Raw genomic sequence first — 19,641 nt, 5'->3', positions numbered from 1 at the left:
CCGATCACGGAATCTCGAACAGCCCCGCCGCGCCCATGCCCCCGGCAGTGCACATAGAGACGACGACGTACCTCACCCCGCGCTTGCGTCCCTCGATCAGCGCGTGGCCGACGAGCCGCGATCCGGTCATGCCGAATGGATGTCCGATCGCGATCGCGCCGCCGTTGACGTTGAGCCGGTCCGGATCGATGCCGAGCGTGTCGCGGCAGTAGAGGCACTGCGACGCGAACGCCTCGTTGATCTCCCAGAGCCCGATGTCCTCGATCCCGAGGCCGGCGCGCTTCAAGAGCTTGGGAATCGCGAACACGGGGCCGATCCCCATTTCGTCCGGCTCGCAGCCGGCGACCTGAAAGCCGCGGTAGATGCCGAGGATGGCCTTGCCCTCCGCCTCCGCCGCCTTGCGCTCCATCAGCAGCTGCGCCGATGCGCCGTCGGAAAGCTGACTGGCGTTGCCGGCGGTGACGTGCCGCCCTTCCTTGATCACCAGCCCGTCCTTGAACACGGTGCGCAGCCCCGCCAGGACCTCGGCGGTGGTGCCGTCGCGGATGCCCTCGTCCTGCGTCACCGTCACCGGTTCGGTGCCGATGAGATTGCCGTCCTTGTCGTAATTGGCCTTTTCCACCGTGATCGGCGCGATCTCCTCGGCGAAGGCGCCGTTCCGGAGCCCGGCGAAGGCGCGCTGCTGGCTCATCGCGCCGAATGCATCCTGCGCCTCGCGGCTGATGCCATAGCGTTCGGCGACTACTTCAGCGGTCTCGATCATGGTCATGTATGCGAGCGGCTTCCTCGCCAGCACCGACTCGTTCAGTACGCGCGCCGGCGCCTGCATCGCCGTGAGCGAGATCGATTCCATTCCGCCGGCGAGCGCGACATCGATCTCGTCGCAGACGATGCCGCGCGCCGCCAGCGCGATCGCAGTGAGGCCGGAGCCGCATTTGCGATCGAGCGTGAATGCCGGCACCTCGGTCGGCAGCCCCGCCGCGAACACGCACATGCGGGCAAGGTTGGCGCCCTGCGTACCCCACTCGTTGCCCGCGCCGAAGAAGACGTCGTCGATCCGCGCGGGATCGATGCCGGCACGCTCGACCGCGGCGTTCATCACATGGGCGCCCAGCACCGGCGCTTCGGTCATGTTGAAATAGCCGCGATTGGCTTTGCCGATTCCGGTTCGGGCGGTCGAGACGATCACGGCTTCACGCATGACGCCAGCTCTCCTAGATTTTCGTATTTTCGGTATGGACTAGCATGTGCAGCGCACAGGCACCATCTCATCGGTGCAGTCAAGCAGGAGACGGCAGATGCCCGAGAAGCTCGAGCCCGGCCCCGACCATCCGATCACAATCACGCCCGCCGAGCGCCGCGTAGTGGTGAAGGCGGGAGGGCGCACCATCGCCGACACCACCAGGGCGCTGAAGCTTGAGGAGGCCGATTACCCGCCGGTCTATTACGTGCCGCGCGCCGATGCCGATATGAGCGCGCTGGCCCGCACCGATCACGGCACCCATTGCCCCTATAAGGGCGAGGCCAGCTATTTCTCAGTACCGGGCGAGCGTGGCGCCAATGCTGTGTGGAGCTATGAGGAGCCGCACGAGGCAGTCGCGGCGATCAAGGACCACCTTGCCTTCTATTCCAACCGTGTCGATTCGATCGAGGTGGGCTAGCGTTCCAGACTAACAGGTCTGAGCGGCTGAAATCGTCCAATAGCCGAAGACCATACGATCGCTGGCACTCTTCATCTGCGAGGCGTATGATTAGCCTGTGCGGAGGGGTAGTTCTCGATTCTGGCTTATTGCCGCAGCGGTGTTCTGTGGCTTGATGTTCGCCATGAACTACCGCCAAGCTACTACGTTGCTCGTAGTTTCGACCATCGTGGGAGTGGTCGCTTCAACCGGATTCTTAGCCTTCTATGTATTACGGGCTCGGTTCGGCCGGCAGCGCTAGGCTTGGCTCCAGCTGTCCCACCTGGGAACGGAAGCTAACCACCAATACCAGCCGCTCAGACTTTCCAAGTCCATGCGCTAATCGGCAAAGTCCGGCGCCCGCTTCTCAATATTGGCGCGCACAGCCTCGATCTGGTTGGGTGAGCGCAGCAGCGCCGCCTGTTCGGCGCTCTCGGTCGAGAGAATGGTGGCGGCATCGGCCTCGACGGCTAGGTTGGCGAGCCGCTTGGCGGCGCGGATCGCGTCCGGATTGCGGCCGGCGATGGCGGCGGCGAGCGCCAGCGCCTCGGCCACCGGATCATCCGCCGTACGCATCGCGAAGCCGTGGCCGACTGCTGCCGCGCCGCTGAACTCCGCAGCGGTATAGGTCAGTTCGCGCAGCACGTCGTCGCGTACTCGCCCGCGCCATAGCGCGAAGCCGGCCATGTCGGGGACGATGCCCCATTTCATCTCCATCACCGACAGCCGCGCCTCGGGGTGGATCAGCACCACATCGGCCCCGCTCGCGATCTGGAGACCGCCGCCGAAGGCGATACCGTGGACCGCGGCGATCACCGGCACCGGCAGCGTGCGCCATCCCCAGGCGACCTGCTGCACGCGATTGGCGGCGCCGTGGCTGCGCGTCGCGAGGTCGATGCCGGAGCCGCCGGCGGCCATGCTCGCCATGTCGAGCCCGGCGCAGAAGGCGCGCCCCTCGCCCGACAGCACCACCGCGCGCAGACCCGGCTCGCCCGCGAGCCGGTCGATCGCGGCGATGATCGCGTCGAACATGGCGGGATCGAGCGCATTGAGCTTGTCGGCGCGGGTCAGGCGGACGTCGGCGACGCCGCCGGCGATGGCGATCGAGACACGTTCGGTCGAGACATGGGCGGTCATGGCCGCGACTATCGCGCGGGCCTCAGGTCGCGGCAAGTCGGTAGCCGACCCCCTTCTCGGTCTGGAGCATCGGCGCCGCGAAACCGCGGTCGAGCTTGGCCCTCAGCCGCGACATATGCACCGCGACGACATTGGTGCCGGGATCGAAGCGCAAGCCCCACACCGCCTCCAGCAGCGCCTGGCGCGGCACCGCCTCGCCGGCGTGCTGGGCGAGGTGGAGCAGCAGCGCATATTCGCGCGGGAAGAGGCCGATCGCGCGGCCGGCGCGCGTCACCTTGCGCGCGACCCGGTCGATCAGCAGCTCGCCGACGCCGATCGGGGCCGCGGCGAACCGCAGCCGGGCGGCGATGCGCGCGGCGATCTCGTCAACGGGGGCACCGGCAAGCACGGCATCGTCGGCACCGGCATCGAGCGCGGACGAGACCTGATCGAGCGTCTCCACCATCAGGATCAACGGACCATGGTTGCGTGCCTCGACCAGCGCCTCCGACGTGAAGCCGGCCGCGCGAGCGAAGGTCGCGATTCCCCCGGCCGCGACACGAATACCGCGTGCCGCAAGCGCCGGCGCCAGTCCGGGTACGTCGCATTCGATGCGCACGCTGCCCCCCATATCAGCAACTTAGCCGGAATTAGATCCATTCATGCGGTAAGCTCCTCCGGATCGGATGCAATCCGGTCGAGCCGCAAGCGGGCATGGGCTGCTACATAGCGGTCGGGATCATCCGCCGCTCGCTCGAGTGCGGGCAGCGCTGCCGGTCCATCCGCCGACAGCAGCGCGTCGAGCGCAGTGACGCGCATCCGCTCGCAGGGGTGGCGCCGCGCATAGTCGCGCGCGAGACCCAGCCCCGCCTCTCCGCCGAGATGCGCGGCGATCGCGAGTAATCCCTCGGCCGGGGTGACGTTGAGCCCCTGGGCAATGGTGCCGCGATCAAGGTCGAAGCGATATTGCTCGATCCACGGCTGTCCGGGGGCATAGCCGAGAATGTTGAGCGAGACCGAAAAGGCATCGGGCGGCAGCTGGCGATGGACGTCGCGCCGCGCGCGGTAGAGCATCAGCTTGCCCTGTTCGAGCCGCGAACGCTCGACGAAGCGCAGCCCAGCCGGCTCCCCCGGCACGCCGATCACGGCATCGGCATCGCGCTCATAATAATCGCTCCAATAGCCGGGACCCTGATAACCGTAGGTCAGGAACGAGAAATTATGATCGTGCGGCATGTCGTAGAGGAAGGCGGCCGCGCCGCTCGCACGCACTGCGGCGTCCTCCAATGCCGGCCAGAAATTGGCGCGGATCAGATAACGGCCGGTGGGCGGCTTCAACAGGAAGGACTGGGCGCCATAGCCGTTGCTCGCCGCCTGGCCGGCGCAGCGCATCTCCAGTTCGGCGATTGCGAGGTCGGCGAGGAAATCCGGATTGCGTCCCAACCGCGCGAGCAGCGGCCCTACATCGGCGAAACTGTCTTCGTCGCGCGGATCGAAGGGGTGCGCCTCCAACGCCTCGACCAGCTCGCCGAGCCCGATCGCCTCGCCCCGGCCGGCGTCGATCATGCGGGGCACGGCACCGCTTCCATTCGGGCGCGAATCGCCGCGAGCGTCGACCCCGCCGCCTCCCGCACCTCGCTATTGGGATCGCCCGCCGCCATCTCGGCGAGCCGCGGCAGCGCGGCGCGGGCGTCGAGCGCCAGCCATTCGCGCATCGCCGACCAGCGGACGTGGAAGGCACGGTCGCGCGTCGCCGCTTCGAACACATGGCCGGCATCGGTACGGCCCTGCGTGCGCAGCAAGGTCAGCAGCATCGCCCCGCGCGAGGCATAATCGTCGAGCGTCGAGGCACGCAGCAGCCGTCCGTCGATGATCGCATATTCGCGGACCAGCGCCGTTTCGGGCGGCCGGATCATGACGCTGAGCGTCACCACGTCACTCTTGGCGCCGACCGCGACATGGCCGTCGGTCGCCCCGTCCTGGACGACCACGTCGCCGTCGGCGAGCACGAACGGCATGATCTCCACGGCCGGCGGAGCCGTTGCGGACGAGAAGTCGGCGCCGGCCGCCTCCACCCGCCAGCGCCGCAGCATCACGCCGCCCGCGTGGACGTAGCGGGTGACGGCGACATGCCCGGGCACCACCACGCTGCGCGGCAGAGCGGCTGCGAGTCCCCGCGCCGACAGCACCGCCGCGCTCACCCGTACCCCGGGCGAATCGAACAGCACCGCGCCGATCCGCGCCGGATCGCGGCTCACCTTGAACGGCGGATCGAACAGCGGGTCCGCCGCCAATGCATCGACCAGCGGTGCGAGCAGCGCCTCGACCCAATGCATGTCCAACAGCAGCGCCGTCGCGCGCTGGCGAAGCTCGGTGGCGGGGGCATCGAGCGTCTCCGCCAGCATCCGCACCGGAGCCGAGGCGCGCCAGCCCGCGTTGATCTCGGCTGAGCGCGCCCGTGCCGCCGACCAGCGCCCCGCCGGGATGTCGGTCGAACCGCTCATCCTCGGACCCTTCCGCTCAGCCGGGATCCATTTCATAGACCAGCGCGGCGACCCCGACGATCGTCTCGAACAATTGATCGCCCGAATATTCGGCGATCACCGCCGCGCCGTTGATCGCCACAAACGTCGCCAGGTCGGCGATGTCCGCGATGTTGATCGTGAACAGATCCATCGTCCTTCCCCCTCTTGCCGCCGGCCCGTGCCGGCGCTGGGAAGGCTAGGTCGGGTGCCCCACGGACGCTTAGTTACAAGTTTGTAAAGTGGCGGCGGCCGCGATAGGGCGGGGCCAATGAGCCTGCCCTTCCACCCGCGCATGTTCTTCGAGGGACGCGTGCAGGGGCACGGCCATGCGGTGGGCATCCGCTATCGCGATCACGGGGACGACTGGGCGGAGCTCGAGCTACCCTATGATCCGCGGCTGATCGGCGAGCCGGCGACGGGCGTGATCGCCTCCGGCCCGATCCTGACCTTGATGGACATGGCGACCAGCGTCGCGGCGTGGCTGAAGCGCGGGCGCTTCGTCCCCCATGCGACGCTCGACCTGCGCATCGACTATCTGCGCGCAGCCCGTCCGGGAGAAACGGTCGTGGGGCGCGGCGAATGCTATCGCGTGACCCGCTCGATCGCGTTCGTGCGCGGCCATGCCCATGACGGCGACCCGGCCGATCCGCTCGCGCATGTCGCCGGCACCTTCATGCTGACGGAGGGCTGATGCGGCTGCCGCCCTATGCCGATCTCCTCGGCCTCTCGATCGAAGCCGGCGAAGGCTCGCCCGTCCTGGTGATGCCGTTCGATGAGGCTCGACTGTCCGGGCGCCCCGGCTTCCTCCATGGCGGCGCGATCGGCGGGCTGCTCGAGATGGCGGCGATCGTCGCGCTGCATCATGCCCTTGGCGACGACGGCACGCGGATCAAGCCGGTCAATCTCACCGTCGATTACATGCGCGGCGGCCGCGCCAAGGCGACGCGCGCGCAAGGCCTCATCCGCCGTCTCGGCACCCGAATCGCCAATGTCGACGCGACCGCCTGGCAGGATGATTCCGACAAGCCGATCGCCGCCGCGCGCCAGACCTTCCTGCTGGTGCGGCCTAGCTCCCCGGCGTCAGCTTGAGCAGCCGCCCGGTCGGTGCGTCCTCCAGCACCCAGATCGTACCGTCCGGCCCCTGCTCCACCTCGCGGATGCGGTTGCCGAGCGGGATGCGCTGCATCTCGGTGCCGGCGGTGCCGCTGATCCGGACGCGCACGAGGCCCTGGCTGCTAAGCCCACCGAGGATCACGTCTCCATGCCAGTCCGCGAACAGATTGCCCGAGTAGAAGATCAGGCCCGCCGGTGAGATCACCGGGTTCCACGAGATTGCGGGCGCGGCATAGCCGTCGCCGGGCGCATGGTCGGGGATCGGCGTGCCGTCGTAGTTGCTGCCGTTCGAGACGTTGGGCCAGCCATAGTTCTTGCCCGGCTCGATCAGATTGAGCTCGTCGCCGCCCTTGGGGCCCATCTCATGTTCCCACAATCGCTCCGATGCATCGAAGGCGAGGCCGTAGGGATTGCGATGGCCGAGCGTCCAGATCTCCGGCCGCGCGCCGGTCGTGCTCGCGAAGGGATTGCCTGCCGCCACGCTGCCATCCGGGTTGAGCCGCACGATCTTGCCGAGCGTGCCGCCCATGTCCTGCGCCGGGCTACCCTGCTGTCGCTCGCCGGTCGCGACGAACAGGTAGCGGCCGTCGGGCGAGAAGGCGAGCCGCGCGCCCAGCTGCCCGCCGGTGGTGGTCGGCACCGCGCGCCAGATCACGCTGAGCCCATCGAGCCTGGGTGTGCCGTCGAGGTTCAGCGTCGCGCGCGCCACCGCCAGCCGCTGCCCGCCTGACGCGCTCTCGGCGTAGCTGAGGTAGATGCGGCGGTTGTTGGCGTAATCAGGATCGAGGATCACGTCCTGGAAGCCGAGCTGGCCGCCGTAATAGACCGCCGGCACGCCGCTGACCTCGGTCTTGGCGCCGCCCTGCGTCGCGAGCTGCAGCCGGCCCGGCTTCTCGGTCACCAGCATCCGGCCGTCGGGCAGGAACACCATCGCCCAGGGCGCGTCGAACGTCGCCACCACCTGCCGGTTCACCGAGGTGATCGGCGAGGGTGAAGGGCTCGGCGTCGGAGACGGGCTTGGGGATGGCGTGGGTGTCGGAGTCGCAGTCGGCGTCGGGCTTGGCATCGGCGAACCGCCGCCGCTATCGCCGCCATCGCATCCGGCGAGCGCCGCCAGTATCAGCACGGTCGTCCAGCGTTTCATGGCCTGGTCCTCTCCAGTCCTCGCCCGCGAACTCCCCCAACGATGCTCTGCGCCTGCCCTCGACCTACGGCGGCGTCAGGCGCATCAGCTTGCCGCCGGCGCCCCTGCCGCCGTCCTCGAGCAGCCAGATCGCGCCGTCCGGGCCCTGCGCCACGTCGCGGATGCGCGTGCCCATGTCCCACTGATCGGCCTTGGACGGCGCGTCGCCCAGCGTCACGCGGATCAGCGCCTCCCCAGACAGCGCGGCGATGAAGCCCGATCCCTGCCATTTCGGGAACAGCTTACCCGAATAGATCATGAAGCCGCCCGGCGAGATCGACGGATTCCAGAACAGCTTGGGCGGCTCGAAACCGTCGCCGGGGGCGTGATCGGGGATCGGCGTGCCGTCGTAATTGTCGCCGTTCGACACCTTGGGCCAGCCATAGTTCTTGCCGCGCTCGATCAGGTTGACCTCGTCGCCACCCTTCGGTCCCATCTCGGTCTCCCAGAGGCGTCCCTGGGCATCGAAGGCAAGCCCGTAGGGATTGCGATGGCCGCTGGTCCAGGTCTCCGCCGGGATGCGATTGGGGCCGGGGAAGGTGTAGGTGCGCTTCGGCGCGGAGGCGGCTGCGCCCGTATTCGCGGGCGGGTCGAAAATCTGCACGCTCTGCGCCCCGGTCCTGCCGGCGCCGGGGTTGTCCGGCGCGGGCTGGCCGTCGAGCGTCAGGTGGATGATCTTGCCCAGCGCCTGGTTCGGATCCTGCGCCGGATCGAAGCGCTGGCGCTCGCCGGACGACAGGAACAGCGACTTGCCGTTGGGGGCGAAGGCGATGACCGCGCCGAACTGGCCGCCCTGGCCGTCCGATCCCGCGCGCCAGATCACCCTGGGCGATCCGAGCGAGGCGGTGCCGCTGACCTCGTCGAGCGTCGCGCGGGTCAGCGCGAGGCTGCTGTCCTCGCCGTCGCCGCGCGGTTCGGAGTAGCTGAGATAGATGGCGCGGCTTCGCGCGAAATCGGGCGCGACCGCGACGTCGAGCAGGCCGCCCTGGCCGCCGGCGCGGACCGCCGGCACGCCGGTCACGTCGATCACGCGGCCGTTCGCGTCGCGCAGCTTGAGCTTGCCCGCTTTCTCGGTCACCAGCATCCGTCCGTCGGGCAGGAACGCCATGGCGAACGGCTCGTCGAACTCGCCCACGGTCTCGACCTTGAACGGCTTGCCATCGGGTGCCGTCTTCTGGGCGCCGCCGGAATCGGAGCAGCTGGAGACCATGGCGATCAGGGCAAGCGAAGCAAGACGCATGGATATTCTCTCCCGGGGGATGCGCGGGAAACGTGCCATTCCGGCGAGGGTTGCGCCAGCGAAATGGTGCTCGGGCGACCGCAAGCAGGCGCCCCTTGCCTGAAACGGGGGGCGGCGCTATATCGCCCGTGCTTTCTCGACATCGTGAAAACCTTGGCGAGGCCGGGCGGCGACGCTCGGCAGCGGGCAGACGCGTTTTGAATTTTCGACTTTCGGAGAACGGATGGCGGACATCGCCGCATTGACCGCGCTGATCGAGCCCGAGGCGAAGGCCCTGGGGCTGGCGCTCGTGCGCGTGAAGATGTTCGGCGGCAAGAGCGATCCGACGCTGCAGGTGATGGCCGAGCGTCCCGACACGCGCCAGCTCACCATCGACGACTGCGCCGAGCTCTCGCGCCGCATCTCGGACCGGCTCGACGAGGCCGACCCGATCGAGGAGGCCTATCGGCTCGAGGTATCGTCGCCCGGCATCGACCGGCCGCTCACCCGCCTCCAGGACTTCGCCGACTGGGCGGGGCACGAGGCGCGGGTGACGCTCGCCGAGCCGGTCGAGGGCCGCAAGCAGCTCAACGGCATCCTGCGCGGGATCGAGGGCGACCAGGTCACCGTCGACGTCCGCAATTTCCATGCGATGACGGTGCCGTTCGCCGCCGTCGCCGACGCCAAGCTGGTGATGACCGATGCGCTCATCGCCGCCACCGCACCGCTTTCCGCCGAAGGGGCGGACCAGATCATCGAAGTAGAAGGGTAAAGAGGATGGCCACCGCCATTTCCGCCAACAAGGCCGAGCTGATCGCGATCGCCGATTCGGTCGCCAAGGAGAAGCTGATCGACAAGGCCATCGTCATCGAGGCGATGGAGGACGCGATCCAGCGCGCCGCCAAGAACCGCTACGGCGCCGAGAACGACATCCGCGCCAAGCTCGACCCCAACACCGGCGACCTGCGCCTGTGGCGCGTGGTCGAGGTGGTCGAGGCGGTCGACGACTATTTCAAGCAGGTCTCGGTCAAGGACGCGCAGAAGCTGCAGCCCGGCGCCGCGGTCGGCGACTTCATCGTCGATCCGCTGCCGCCGATCGAGTTCGGCCGCATCCAAGCCCAGGCGTCGAAGCAGATCATCTTCCAGAAGGTCCGCGACGCCGAGCGCGAGCGCCAGTATGAGGAGTTCAAGGACCGCGTCGGCGAAATCATCATCGGCGTCGCCAAGCGCGTCGAGTTCGGCCACGTCGTCGTCGATTTGGGCCGCGCCGAGGGCGTGATCCGCCGCGACCAGCAGATCCCGCGCGAGGTGGTGCGCGTCGGCGACCGCATTCGCTCGATCATCCTCAACGTCCGCCGCGAGAACCGGGGCCCGCAGATCTTCCTCAGCCGCGCGCATCCCGACTTCATGAAGAAGCTGTTCGCGCAGGAAGTGCCCGAGATCTACGACGGCATCATCGAGATCAAGGCGGCCGCCCGCGATCCGGGCAGCCGCGCCAAGATCGGCGTCATCTCGCATGACTCCAGCATCGATCCGGTCGGCGCCTGCGTCGGCATGAAGGGCAGCCGCGTACAGGCGGTGGTGCAGGAGATGCAGGGCGAGAAGATCGACATCATCCCCTGGTCGCCCGACACCGCGACCTTCGTCGTCAACGCGCTGCAGCCGGCCAATGTCGCGCGTGTGGTGATCGACGAGGAGGACGACCGCATCGAGGTGGTGGTCCCCGACGACCAGCTGAGCCTGGCGATCGGCCGCCGCGGTCAGAACGTGCGCCTCGCCAGTCAGCTCACCGGCAAGGGCATCGACATCCTCACCGAGACCGACGCCAGCGAGAAGCGCCAGCAGGAGTTCGTCCGCAACTCCGAGACGTTCCAGAACGAGCTCGACGTCGACGAGACGCTGGCACAGCTCCTCGTCGCCGAGGGCTTCAGCGAGCTCGAGGAGGTCGCCTATGTCGAGCTCGACGAGCTCGCTTCGATCGAGGGCTTCGACGACGAGCTCGCGCAGGAGCTGCAGAGCCGCGCGCAGGAAGCGCTCGAGCGCCGCGAGGAAGCGAATCGCGAGCAGCGTCGCGCGCTCGGCGTCGAGGACGATCTCGCCACCATGCCGTACCTCACCGAGGCGATGCTGGTGACGCTCGGCAAGGCGGGCATCAAGACGCTCGACGACCTCGCCGACCTCGCCACCGACGAGCTGATCGCCAAGAAGCGCACCGAGCCGCGCCGCCGCAGCGAGAACGCCCCGCCCGCCCGCGAGCAGGACAAGGGCGGCGTGCTCGGCGAGTACGGTCTCAGCGAAGAGCAGGGCAACGAGATCATCATGGCCGCCCGCGCCCATTGGTTCACCGACGAGGAGCCCGCGCCGGCGGGTGAGGAGGACGCGCATGCGGAATCCTCGCAATGAGGCCGCGCTAGCCCCCCAGCGCACCTGCATCCTCTCGCGCGACGAAGCGCCGCGTGAGGGACTGATCCGTCTGGCTCTGGCGCCGGACGGGTCCGTGCTGCCCGACATCCGTGCCAAGGCGCCCGGCCGCGGCGCCTGGATCGGCGTCACCAAAGTCGAGCTCGAGGCCGCACAGGCCAAGGGCAAGCTCAAGGGGGCGCTCGCGCGGGCGTTCAAGGGCGCCACGCTCGTGATTCCCGACGAGCTCGGCGCCCAGATCGCCGCGCAGCTTCAGCGTGCCGCACTCGATCGGCTGGGGCTTGAGGCGAAGGCCGGCCGCCTCCTCACCGGCACCGATCGAATCGAGGCGGCGGCGCGATCCGGCCAGCTCCACCTGCTGCTCCACGCCGCGGATGCAGGCGAAGACGGTATGCGCAAGCTCGCCCAGGCGTGGCGCGTCGGCTCGGATGCGGAAGGATCGGGCCTCAAGGGATTGGCATTGCCCGTCCCACGCCCCATATTGTCCTTGGCGCTCGGCCGCGAAAATGTGGTACATGTCGGCCTGACGGACGCTCAGGCGGCGAAGCGGGTGGAGCAATCCTTGCTCCGCTGGCTCCACTTTATCGGACCTGAACCTGTACCCGATGCTTGCGCAGACCCGCCGGTCGGCGCATCGGCATCCGTCAATCTGTCCGAGGCGACGCACGCCTCACACGAAGGAATTTGAGTAACCGCATGAGCGAGACCGACAACGACAAGCCGAAACTGGGCATGCGCCAGCCGCTGGGGCTGAAGCGCACGGTCGAGACCGGCAAGGTCAAGCAGAGCTTCAGCCACGGGCGCTCGAACACGGTGGTGGTCGAGGTCAAGCGCCGCCGCGTGCTCGGCCCCGGCGCCGGCGGCGCCCAGGCCGAGACGCCCGCGGTCGAGCAGGCCGCACCGCCGCCTCCGCCCCCCGCGCCTGCGCCGCAGCGGACCGCCGCGCCCGCTGGCGAGACGCCGCGCGAGCGCCAGGAGCGCCTGCTGCGCGAGGCCGAAGAGCAGCGCATGGCCGCACTCGAGGACGCGCGTCGCCGCGAGGAGCGCATGCGCGCCGAGGCCGCCGAGGAGGAACGCCGCCGCGCCGAGGAGCGCGCCAAGGCCGAGGCGGAAACCGCACGTCAGCCCGCGCCTGCCGCCGAACCCGCGCCCGAGCCGGAGGCAGCCGCCCCCGCTGCCGAGCCGCAGCCTGCAGCACCGCCGCCTCCACCTCCCCCGCCGCCCGTGGTCGAGCTGACGCGCGACGCCAGCCGTCCGGCGCCGCGCATGTTCACGCCGGTGCAGCGCCCTGAGATTCCCAAGCCGGTCGAGCGCCCCGCGCCCGCGCCGGCGGCCAGCGCGCCGTCGAACGGCGGCCAGTCGGCCGGCGCCGCGGCATCGCGTCCGGCATCGACCGGCGGTCCCGCGCCGCGCCGGGATGCGCCGCAGCAGCAGCGGCCGCAGCAGCGCGACCGCAAGGGTGACGATCGCCGCCAGTCGGGCAAGCTCACCGTCAACCGCGCGCTCGGCGGCGACGACGGCGCCCGCGCGCGGTCGCTCGCAGCGCTCAAGCGCGCCCGCGAGAAGGAGCGGCGTTCCCACACCGGCCCGCGCGAGGCGCAGCCCAAGCAGGTCCGCGACGTGGTGGTGCCTGAGGCGATCACCGTCCAGGAGCTCGCCAACCGCATGGCCGAGAAGGGCGCCGACCTGGTGAAGGCGCTGTTCAAGATGGGCATGATGGTCACCGTCAACCAGACGATCGACCAGGACACCGCCGAGCTGCTCGTCACCGATTTCGGCCACAACATCGTCCGCGTCAGCGAATCGGACATCGACCTCACCACCGACACCGGCGAGGATGCGCCCGAGAGCCTGAAGCCGCGTCCGCCGGTGGTGACGATCATGGGTCACGTCGATCACGGCAAGACCAGCCTGCTCGATGCCCTGCGCGGCACCGACGTGGTCAAGGGCGAGGCCGGCGGCATCACCCAGCACATCGGCGCCTATCAGGTGACGCTGAAGGATAAGAGCCAGATCACCTTCCTCGACACGCCCGGCCACGAGGCGTTCACCGAGATGCGTGCGCGCGGCGCCAACGTGACGGACATCGTCGTGCTGGTGGTCGCGGCCGACGACGGGCTGATGCCGCAGACGATCGAGGCGATCAACCATACCAAGGCGGCCGGCGTGCCGATGATCGTCGCGATCAACAAGGTCGACAAGCCCGAGGCCAATCCGCAGCGCATCCGCGAGCGCCTGCTCGAGCACGAGGTGATCGTCGAGGAAATGGGCGGCGAGACCCAGGACGTCGAGGTCTCCGCGCTCAAGAAGACCGGCCTCGACCAGCTGATCGAGAAGATCCAGCTCCAGGCCGAGCTGATGGAGCTCAAGGCCAATCCCGACCGCGATGCCGAGGGCACCGTGATCGAGGCGAAGCTCGACAAGGGCCGTGGTCCGGTGGCGACGATCCTCGTCAACCGCGGCACGCTCAAGGTCGGCGACGTGTTCGTCGTCGGCGCCGAGAGCGGCAAGGTCCGCGCGCTGGTCGACGACAAGGGCCGCCAGGTGAAGTCGGCGGGCCCGTCGGTGCCGGTCGAGGTGCTCGGTCTGTCCGGCGTGCCGTCGGCGGGCGACCTGCTCCAGGTCGTCGAGAACGAGGCGCGTGCCCGCGAGGTCGCCGAATACCGCCAGGGCGTGCTGCTCCAGAAGCGCACGACCCAGGCGCCGGCGAGCCTGGAGAGCATGTTCTCCGCGCTCAAGGACAAGCAGGCGATCGAGTATCCGCTGGTGGTCAAGGCCGACACCCAGGGCACGGTCGAGGCGATCGTCGCGTCGATCAACAAGATCTCGACCGACGAGATCAAGGCGCGGGTGCTCCACTCGGGCGTCGGCGGCATCACCGAGAGCGACGTCACGCTGGCGGGTGCCTCGGGCGCGCCGATCATCGGCTTCAACGTCCGTCCCAACGCCAAGGCGCGCGAGATCGCCGAGCGGAACAAGGTGGCGCTGAAATACTATGACGTCATCTACGACCTCATCGACGAGATCCGCGCCGGTATGGCGGGTGAGCTCGGGCCGGAGGCGTTCGAGACCGTGGTCGGCCGCGCCGAGATCCGCGAGGTGTTCTCCGCAGGCAAGCACGGCAAGGCGGCGGGTCTCCTCGTCACCGAAGGCGTCATCCGCAAGGCGCTCAAGGCCCGCATCACGCGTGCCGACGTCATCATCTACCAGGGCGAGATCGCATCGCTCCGGCGCTTCAAGGACGACGTGCCCGAAGTGCGCGCCGGTCTTGAGTGCGGCGTGACCTTCTCGAACAACTTCGTGGACATCAAGGCGGGCGACTTCCTCGAAACCTTCGAAGTCGAGATGCGCGAACGGACGCTGTAGGCGATGTGGCTCGTCGGGTTGCTGGCTCTCGTAGCGCTGCTGATTGCGGTGCATGGGGGCCGCTCAACCTGGCGAGACTTTCGCGACGATCGTTGGGGATGGACGCTCGCGGGCGCGGGCGCGACCATAGGCGGCATCGTGTCATTGGCCTTCTCGGCCGTCATGATCTGGCAATTCGTCAGAGCGGGTGGTCTCTAACCGATGCGACACACCGAAACCCCCGAGACCCGCTCGGTCCGCCTGCTCCGCGTCGGCGAGCAGGTGCGCCATGCGCTGTCGGACATCCTCCAGCGCGGCGACGTGCACGATGAGGTGCTGGCGAGCCACCTGGTCTCGATCACCGAGGTCCGCATGTCGCCGGACCTCCGGCACGCCACCGTCTTCGCCAAGCCTTTGCTGGGCAAGGACGAGGAGGCGGTGCTGAAGGCGCTGCGCCAGAACACCGCCTATCTCCAGAGCGAGGTCGCGCGCCGCGTGAACCTCAAATATGCCGCCCGCCTCAAGTTCCTCCCCGACGAGAGCTTCGACGAGGGCACCCGCATCGACGCGCTGCTGCGCGATCCCGGGATCGCGCGCGATCTGGACGGCGAAGGCGATTGACAACTCGCAAAGTAAGACACATCTTACTTCAATGAGCGCCCATACCAGGATGTCGGAAAAGGGTCAGGTCGTCATCCCGAAGGATGTCCGCGACCGGCTGCGGCTAATGCCGGGTGACCGCCTCGATGTCGTCGAGCGGCCGGACGGGGTGCTGTTGCGCAAGGCTCGGATAAAGTCGGGAGAGACGTTCGAGGACATCACTGCCCGCATCCGCGCCCGCATCGACTATCGGGGACCGTCCGTTCCGATCGAGGAGATGAGCAAGGCGATTGCCGACATGTGGGCGAGCGGCGGGCCGCGCTGGGATCGGTGAGGTCGGTCGATACCAACGTCCTCGCGCGCTACGTCATGCGCGACGATGAAGCGCAGGCGCGTGTCGCCGACGCAACGCTGTCGGAGCCCTGTTTCATCTCGGACACCGTGTTTCTCGAAACGGCGTGGCTCCTGTCATCGCGCTACCGATTGACGCGGGCAGTGCTCGCGGCAACCCTCACCGATCTCCTGCAGCTGCCGGCCGTCACCGTGAGCGATCCCGATCGAATCGGCTGGGCGATCGAACGGTTCGCTGCCGGCGCCGATTTTGCGGATATAATGCATATCGTCGCTTCGGACGGCGCGGACAGCTTCGTCACCTTCGAACGCGACATGGTCCACCTTGCGGGCAGCGAGTCGCCGATTCCCGTCGAGACACTCGGCTGATGGCCAAGCTCTATTTCTACTACGCCAGCATGAACGCCGGAAAGTCGACCACGCTGCTGCAGGCCGACTTCAACTATCGCGAGCGCGGGATGCGGACGATGTTGTTCACTGCCGCGATCGACGACCGCTTCGCTGCCGGCACGATCGCCTCGCGGATCGGTCTGTCGATGCCGGCCACTGCCTTCGACAGCGCAACCGATCTCCGCCGCTGCGTCGAGGAGGAGCATGACCGCGCACCGCTCCACTGCACCCTGGTGGACGAGGCACAATTCCTTACCGTCGCGCAAGTCGATCAGCTCGCGACCGTCGCCGACGAACTCGGCATCCCGGTGCTCGCCTATGGCCTCAGGACCGATTTCCAAGGCGCGCTGTTCGAGGGATCGGCACGCCTGCTAGGGCTGGCCGACGCGCTTGTCGAGATCAAGTCGGTGTGCCTGTGCGGGCGCAAGGCGACGATGAACGCCCGCGTCGGCCCCCATGGCCGCGCCCTCACTCGCGGCGCGCAGACCGAGATCGGCGGCAACGACCGTTACGTCGCGCTATGCCGCCGCCATTTCGCCGAGGCGCTGGCGGGTACGTTGTCGCTCGGCACCGGTTCGGACGGCATCGGCTAGGGCCTTTACTCCGCCGGAAACCCGCGCCGCTTGAACAGCGCTGTCACGTCGGGATCGCGGCCGCGGAAGGCGCGGTATGCGGCCTTGCGGTCGGTCTCGTTCCCCGTCGACAGCAGCGTGGTGCGGAAACGGTCGGCGGTCGCCTTGTCCCAGACGTTGCCGGTCTCCTCGAACGCGGCCCAGGTGTCGGCGTCCATCGTCTCCGACCACAGGTAGGAATAATAGCCGGCGGAATAGGCGTCGGACGAGAAGAGATGGTTGAACTGCGGCAGGCGGTGCCGCATCACGATCTCCTTCGGCATGCCGATCTCGGCCAGCGTGTCGCGTTCGAAGGCGGCGACGTCGGTGACCGGCGTGTCGCGGTCGTGGAGCTTCATGTCGACGATCGCCGAGGCGAGATACTCGACCGTGTCGAAGCCCTGGTTGAAGGTCTGCGACTTCTCGATCTTGTCGACCAACGCCTGCGGCATCGCCTGGCCTGCGGCGTTCTTGGCATAGCGGTCGAGCACGTCGCGGGTGAGCAGCCAATTCTCGTTCACCTGGCTCGGATATTCGACGAAATCGCGCGGCGTGCCGGACAGGCCGGGATAGGTCACGTTCTGCAGCAGCGAATGAATCGCGTGGCCGAACTCGTGGAAGGTGGTGTTCGCATCATCGAGGCTGACCAGCGTGCGCTCGCCGGAGGGCGCCTTCACGAAATTATTGTTGTTGGAGGCGAGCACGGTACGCTCGCCGCCGAGGTGCTGTTGGCCGCGATAGCGCGTCGCCCAGGCGCCGGAGCGCTTGCCCGAACGGGCATAGGCGTCGAAGTAAAAATAGCCGATGAAACGACCGCTCTTGAGGTCCGTGACCTCGAAGGTGCGCATGTCGGGCGCGAATACCGGGATCTGGCCGGTATTCTCCTTGAAGCCGAGGTCATAGAGCCGGCCCGCGGCGTAGAAGGCGCCCTGGAGGATGTTGCCGAGCTCGAGGTAGGGTTTGATCTCCGCCTCGTCGAGGTCGTACTTCGCCTTGCGCACCTTCTCGGCGTAGTAGCGATAGTCCCAGGGCTGGATGGTGATGCCGGCGCCTTCCTGATCGGCGACCGCCTGCATGTCGGCGACTTCCTGCTTCACCCGAGCGACCGCGGCCGGCCAGACGCGCGTCATCAGCGCCATGGCATTGGCCGGGGTCTCGGCCATGGTGTCGTCCATCCGGTACCAGGCGTGGTTCTTGAAGCCGAGCAGCTTCGCCCGCTCCTGGCGGAGCTTGAGGATGGTGGCGATGGTCGACTTGGTATCGTTGGCGTCGCCGTTGTCGCCGCGGTTCACGAACGCACGCCACACTTTCTCGCGCATGGCCCGGTCGGTCGCGTACATGAGATAGGGCTGGGCCGAGGAGCGGGTGTTGACCACCACCCATTTGCCGGCAAGCCCGCGCTCCTCGGCGGCGGCGCGCATCGCCGCCTTGACGCTGTCGGGCAACCCGTCGAGCTGCTTCGCGTCGTCGAGGACGATCCAGGTCTCCTCGTCGGCGAGCAGCTTGCGGCTGAACTCGGCGAAGGCACCGGCGAGTTGCTGATTGATGCGGGTCACCTCGGCGCGTTGCGCCTCGCTGAGTGCTGCACCGGAGCGCACGTAACTGCGATAGGTGCGCTCGACGAGGCGGAGCTGCTGCGGGTCGAGTTTCCGGCTGGCGCGCGTGTCGTAGACCGCCTTCACCCGTTGGAACAGCAAGGGATCGAGCGTGATCTCATCATAGAAGGCGGCGAGCTTCGGGCTCCATTCCTGGTCGAGGTCCTGCACCTCCTTGGTGGCGAGATTGCTGGTGTAGACGCCCCAGGCGGCCATCACCCGGTCGAGCGTGTCGCAGCTGAGTTCCAGCGGCTCGATGATCGATTGGAAGGTGGGAGCGGAACGCTTGTCGCGGATCGCCTGGATCTCGCGCCGGCACTCGGCCATCGCCGTCTCGAACGCAGCCGGGAACATCGCCGGCTTGATCCGGTCCCATGGCACCACGCCGCCGTGCGGCCCCGGCCAGGGCGCGGTGAGCGGCGAGGCGTCCACCTTCGCGGCAGCGGGGGCGGGCGTCTGAGCGGAAGCGGTGACGGACATGACGAGCGAGGTCGTGGCGAGCAAGGCAAGCGTCAAGCGAAAGGTCATATCGAAAATCCCCCTGATGCGCCCGACTGTGCCCGCAGGATGACAAAGGGTCCAGAGCCGCTCGTGACTTCGTCGGGGCATCTCGTCGTCGCTTGACTCGCCGGCTGCATGGAACAAAATACGAACATTCGTCATTGCCCGAGTCGTGAGCTTGTCCAGAACCCAGGTCCTTGCCCGATTGCGCGAAGAGCTTCGCGGGCTGGAGAGCGGCGGCTTCCGCCGGCGGCCGGCGCTGCCGTTCGGGATGGCGCCGGTCGATGCGGCGCTGACCGATGGGGGTCTGAGGTTAGACGCGCTGCACGAGGTCGCCGCCGCATCGCCGGGACTGGGGGATGATGCCGCGGCGACCCTGTTCCTTGCCGGCATCGCCGCGCGCGCCTGGGGCCCAGTGCTGTGGGTGGTGCGGCGCCGCGATTTGTTCGCGCCGGGGCTGGCGCAGGCTGGGCTGGCGCCGCACCGGCTGATCTATGCCGAGGCTCAGGACGATGCCGACCTGCTCGCCATCATGGAGGAGGGGCTCAGGCATCGCGGGCTCGGCGCGGTGATCGGCGAGATCAAGCGCGCCGAAATGGCGGCGACGCGGCGGCTCCAGCTCGCCGCCGAGGGCGGACGGACGATCGCGCTGCTCATGAGGCGCCATGGCCGCGCCGGCGCCGATCCGCTCGGGCCTCCCTCGGCGGCGGTGACGCGCTGGCGGGTGGCGAGCGCGCCGTCGGCACCGCTGCCGGTGGAGGGCGTGGGGCGGGCACGCTGGCGGATCGAGCTCACCCGCCAGCGCGGGGGCGAGCCGGGTAACTGGACCGTGGAGGCTTGCGATGAAACGGGTCGCTGCGCTCTACCTGCCGCACTGGCCGATCGAACGGCTGCGGCGGGCCGCGCCGACACACGCCGCCGCGCCGCCGCCTGAGGGCGGGCGAACGCCGGCGTCGGTTCCTTCGCGGGAAGGCAGCTGGCGGCCGGGGGCG

Annotated in this window: 21 protein-coding genes; 12 read left to right on the top strand and 9 right to left on the bottom strand. The window is 68.4% G+C overall.

The window, feature by feature from the left end; genetic code table 11:
* Positions 1–4: 4 nt before the first annotated feature.
* Positions 5–1,201 (bottom strand): acetyl-CoA C-acyltransferase, encoded by a 1,197-nt coding sequence (locus tag AC2YHA_RS12760; RefSeq protein ID WP_487401875.1) that lies wholly within the window; start codon positions 1,199–1,201, stop codon positions 5–7.
* A gap of 97 nt (positions 1,202–1,298) precedes the next feature.
* Between AC2YHA_RS12760 and AC2YHA_RS12755 the strand changes: the two genes are divergently transcribed.
* A complete protein-coding gene (locus tag AC2YHA_RS12755) occupies positions 1,299–1,661 on the top strand; it encodes a DUF427 domain-containing protein (protein ID WP_487401874.1) in 363 nt (120 codons plus the stop codon).
* A 357-nt stretch (positions 1,662–2,018) separates the two neighbouring features.
* Here the strand turns inward: AC2YHA_RS12755 and AC2YHA_RS12750 are convergent, their stop codons facing one another.
* From AC2YHA_RS12750 to AC2YHA_RS12730, 5 genes are read right to left on the bottom strand one after another with little or no spacing between them, the layout of a single operon-like run.
* On the bottom strand, positions 2,019–2,816 hold the full coding sequence (locus AC2YHA_RS12750) for a crotonase/enoyl-CoA hydratase family protein (protein ID WP_487401873.1): 798 nt from the start codon (positions 2,814–2,816) through the stop codon (positions 2,019–2,021).
* Positions 2,817–2,838: 22 nt separating this feature from the next.
* The gene (locus AC2YHA_RS12745; RefSeq protein ID WP_487401872.1) at positions 2,839–3,414 is read right to left on the bottom strand and encodes a winged helix-turn-helix domain-containing protein; all 576 of its coding nucleotides are present in this window, start codon (positions 3,412–3,414) and stop codon (positions 2,839–2,841) included.
* A 41-nt stretch (positions 3,415–3,455) separates the two neighbouring features.
* A complete protein-coding gene (locus AC2YHA_RS12740) occupies positions 3,456–4,361 on the bottom strand; it encodes a transposase (protein WP_487402305.1) in 906 nt (301 codons plus the stop codon).
* Positions 4,358–5,299 carry a hypothetical protein gene (locus AC2YHA_RS12735; RefSeq protein WP_487401871.1) on the bottom strand — a complete coding sequence of 314 codons (942 nt, stop codon included), beginning with the start codon at positions 5,297–5,299 and terminating at the stop codon, positions 4,358–4,360. The genes AC2YHA_RS12740 and AC2YHA_RS12735 overlap by 4 nt, the downstream gene beginning before the upstream one ends.
* Before the next feature lie 16 nt (positions 5,300–5,315).
* Positions 5,316–5,471: a hypothetical protein gene (locus AC2YHA_RS12730; RefSeq protein ID WP_233784544.1), complete on the bottom strand. Its 156-nt coding sequence runs from the start codon at positions 5,469–5,471 to the stop codon at positions 5,316–5,318.
* Between the two features lie 117 nt (positions 5,472–5,588).
* On the opposite strand from AC2YHA_RS12730, the gene AC2YHA_RS12725 reads away from it, so the two are divergent.
* Complete coding sequence (locus AC2YHA_RS12725; RefSeq protein WP_487401870.1) at positions 5,589–6,011, top strand: PaaI family thioesterase; 423 nt, start codon at positions 5,589–5,591, stop codon at positions 6,009–6,011.
* Positions 6,011–6,409 carry a PaaI family thioesterase gene (locus AC2YHA_RS12720; protein WP_487401869.1) on the top strand — a complete coding sequence of 133 codons (399 nt, stop codon included), beginning with the start codon at positions 6,011–6,013 and terminating at the stop codon, positions 6,407–6,409. Before AC2YHA_RS12725 ends, AC2YHA_RS12720 begins: the two co-directional genes overlap by 1 nt.
* On the opposite strand, the gene AC2YHA_RS12715 is transcribed toward AC2YHA_RS12720, so the two are convergent.
* Positions 6,387–7,577: a PQQ-dependent sugar dehydrogenase gene (locus AC2YHA_RS12715; RefSeq protein WP_487401868.1), complete on the bottom strand. Its 1,191-nt coding sequence runs from the start codon at positions 7,575–7,577 to the stop codon at positions 6,387–6,389. The two genes, AC2YHA_RS12720 and AC2YHA_RS12715, sit on opposite strands and share 23 nt — an antisense overlap.
* Positions 7,578–7,641: 64 nt before the next feature.
* Positions 7,642–8,856: a PQQ-dependent sugar dehydrogenase gene (locus AC2YHA_RS12710; protein ID WP_487401867.1), complete on the bottom strand. Its 1,215-nt coding sequence runs from the start codon at positions 8,854–8,856 to the stop codon at positions 7,642–7,644.
* 223 nt (positions 8,857–9,079) lie between these two features.
* Between AC2YHA_RS12710 and rimP the strand changes: the two genes are divergently transcribed.
* From rimP to AC2YHA_RS12670, 8 genes are all read left to right on the top strand, one after another.
* Positions 9,080–9,607 carry a ribosome maturation protein RimP gene (gene rimP / locus AC2YHA_RS12705; RefSeq protein ID WP_487401866.1) on the top strand — a complete coding sequence of 176 codons (528 nt, stop codon included), beginning with the start codon at positions 9,080–9,082 and terminating at the stop codon, positions 9,605–9,607.
* 5 nt (positions 9,608–9,612) lie between these two features.
* On the top strand, positions 9,613–11,238 hold the full coding sequence (gene nusA / locus AC2YHA_RS12700; RefSeq protein ID WP_487401865.1) for a transcription termination factor NusA: 1,626 nt from the start codon (positions 9,613–9,615) through the stop codon (positions 11,236–11,238).
* Positions 11,219–11,944, top strand: coding sequence for a DUF448 domain-containing protein (locus tag AC2YHA_RS12695; protein ID WP_233784551.1), 726 nt, complete (start codon positions 11,219–11,221; stop codon positions 11,942–11,944). The genes nusA and AC2YHA_RS12695 overlap by 20 nt, the downstream gene beginning before the upstream one ends.
* An 8-nt stretch (positions 11,945–11,952) precedes the next feature.
* On the top strand, positions 11,953–14,622 hold the full coding sequence (gene infB, locus AC2YHA_RS12690) for a translation initiation factor IF-2 (RefSeq protein WP_487401864.1): 2,670 nt from the start codon (positions 11,953–11,955) through the stop codon (positions 14,620–14,622).
* A gap of 201 nt (positions 14,623–14,823) precedes the next feature.
* Positions 14,824–15,222: a 30S ribosome-binding factor RbfA gene (gene rbfA / locus AC2YHA_RS12685; RefSeq protein WP_487401863.1), complete on the top strand. Its 399-nt coding sequence runs from the start codon at positions 14,824–14,826 to the stop codon at positions 15,220–15,222.
* Positions 15,223–15,271: 49 nt separating this feature from the next.
* On the top strand, positions 15,272–15,535 hold the full coding sequence (locus AC2YHA_RS12680; RefSeq protein WP_233786667.1) for an AbrB/MazE/SpoVT family DNA-binding domain-containing protein: 264 nt from the start codon (positions 15,272–15,274) through the stop codon (positions 15,533–15,535).
* On the top strand, positions 15,502–15,921 hold the full coding sequence (locus AC2YHA_RS12675) for a type II toxin-antitoxin system VapC family toxin (protein ID WP_487401862.1): 420 nt from the start codon (positions 15,502–15,504) through the stop codon (positions 15,919–15,921). The genes AC2YHA_RS12680 and AC2YHA_RS12675 overlap by 34 nt, the downstream gene beginning before the upstream one ends.
* Positions 15,921–16,535 (top strand): thymidine kinase, encoded by a 615-nt coding sequence (locus AC2YHA_RS12670; protein ID WP_487401861.1) that lies wholly within the window; start codon positions 15,921–15,923, stop codon positions 16,533–16,535. The genes AC2YHA_RS12675 and AC2YHA_RS12670 overlap by 1 nt, the downstream gene beginning before the upstream one ends.
* 5 nt (positions 16,536–16,540) lie before the next feature.
* On the opposite strand, the gene AC2YHA_RS12665 is transcribed toward AC2YHA_RS12670, so the two are convergent.
* On the bottom strand, positions 16,541–18,676 hold the full coding sequence (locus AC2YHA_RS12665) for a M3 family metallopeptidase (RefSeq protein WP_487401860.1): 2,136 nt from the start codon (positions 18,674–18,676) through the stop codon (positions 16,541–16,543).
* 178 nt (positions 18,677–18,854) lie between these two features.
* Here AC2YHA_RS12665 and AC2YHA_RS12660 point away from each other — a divergent pair, with 178 nt between their 5' ends.
* Positions 18,855–19,583, top strand: a complete 729-nt coding sequence (locus tag AC2YHA_RS12660; RefSeq protein WP_487401859.1) for an ImuA family protein — start codon at positions 18,855–18,857, stop codon at positions 19,581–19,583.
* The last annotated feature ends 58 nt before the right edge of the window (positions 19,584–19,641 follow it).

Source organism: Sphingomonas sp. SRI_018 (assembly GCF_057586275.1).
The sequence above is the reverse complement of the archived record's forward strand: the minus strand, read 5'-3'. Positions and strand labels throughout refer to the sequence as shown.

Coding starts and splice junctions, on each gene's coding strand:
- AC2YHA_RS12760 (WP_487401875.1), bottom strand. CDS start 1,201: ATGCGTGAAGCCGTGATCGTCTCGACCGCCCGAACCGGAATCGGCAAA.
- AC2YHA_RS12755 (WP_487401874.1), top strand. CDS start 1,299: ATGCCCGAGAAGCTCGAGCCCGGCCCCGACCATCCGATCACAATCACG.
- AC2YHA_RS12750 (WP_487401873.1), bottom strand. CDS start 2,816: ATGACCGCCCATGTCTCGACCGAACGTGTCTCGATCGCCATCGCCGGC.
- AC2YHA_RS12740 (WP_487402305.1), bottom strand. CDS start 4,361: ATGATCGACGCCGGCCGGGGCGAGGCGATCGGGCTCGGCGAGCTGGTC.
- AC2YHA_RS12735 (WP_487401871.1), bottom strand. CDS start 5,299: ATGAGCGGTTCGACCGACATCCCGGCGGGGCGCTGGTCGGCGGCACGG.
- AC2YHA_RS12730 (WP_233784544.1), bottom strand. CDS start 5,471: ATGGATCTGTTCACGATCAACATCGCGGACATCGCCGACCTGGCGACG.
- AC2YHA_RS12725 (WP_487401870.1), top strand. CDS start 5,589: ATGAGCCTGCCCTTCCACCCGCGCATGTTCTTCGAGGGACGCGTGCAG.
- AC2YHA_RS12720 (WP_487401869.1), top strand. CDS start 6,011: ATGCGGCTGCCGCCCTATGCCGATCTCCTCGGCCTCTCGATCGAAGCC.
- AC2YHA_RS12715 (WP_487401868.1), bottom strand. CDS start 7,577: ATGAAACGCTGGACGACCGTGCTGATACTGGCGGCGCTCGCCGGATGC.
- AC2YHA_RS12710 (WP_487401867.1), bottom strand. CDS start 8,856: ATGCGTCTTGCTTCGCTTGCCCTGATCGCCATGGTCTCCAGCTGCTCC.
- rimP (WP_487401866.1), top strand. CDS start 9,080: ATGGCGGACATCGCCGCATTGACCGCGCTGATCGAGCCCGAGGCGAAG.
- nusA (WP_487401865.1), top strand. CDS start 9,613: ATGGCCACCGCCATTTCCGCCAACAAGGCCGAGCTGATCGCGATCGCC.
- AC2YHA_RS12695 (WP_233784551.1), top strand. CDS start 11,219: ATGCGGAATCCTCGCAATGAGGCCGCGCTAGCCCCCCAGCGCACCTGC.
- infB (WP_487401864.1), top strand. CDS start 11,953: ATGAGCGAGACCGACAACGACAAGCCGAAACTGGGCATGCGCCAGCCG.
- rbfA (WP_487401863.1), top strand. CDS start 14,824: ATGCGACACACCGAAACCCCCGAGACCCGCTCGGTCCGCCTGCTCCGC.
- AC2YHA_RS12680 (WP_233786667.1), top strand. CDS start 15,272: ATGTCGGAAAAGGGTCAGGTCGTCATCCCGAAGGATGTCCGCGACCGG.
- AC2YHA_RS12670 (WP_487401861.1), top strand. CDS start 15,921: ATGGCCAAGCTCTATTTCTACTACGCCAGCATGAACGCCGGAAAGTCG.
- AC2YHA_RS12665 (WP_487401860.1), bottom strand. CDS start 18,676: ATGACCTTTCGCTTGACGCTTGCCTTGCTCGCCACGACCTCGCTCGTC.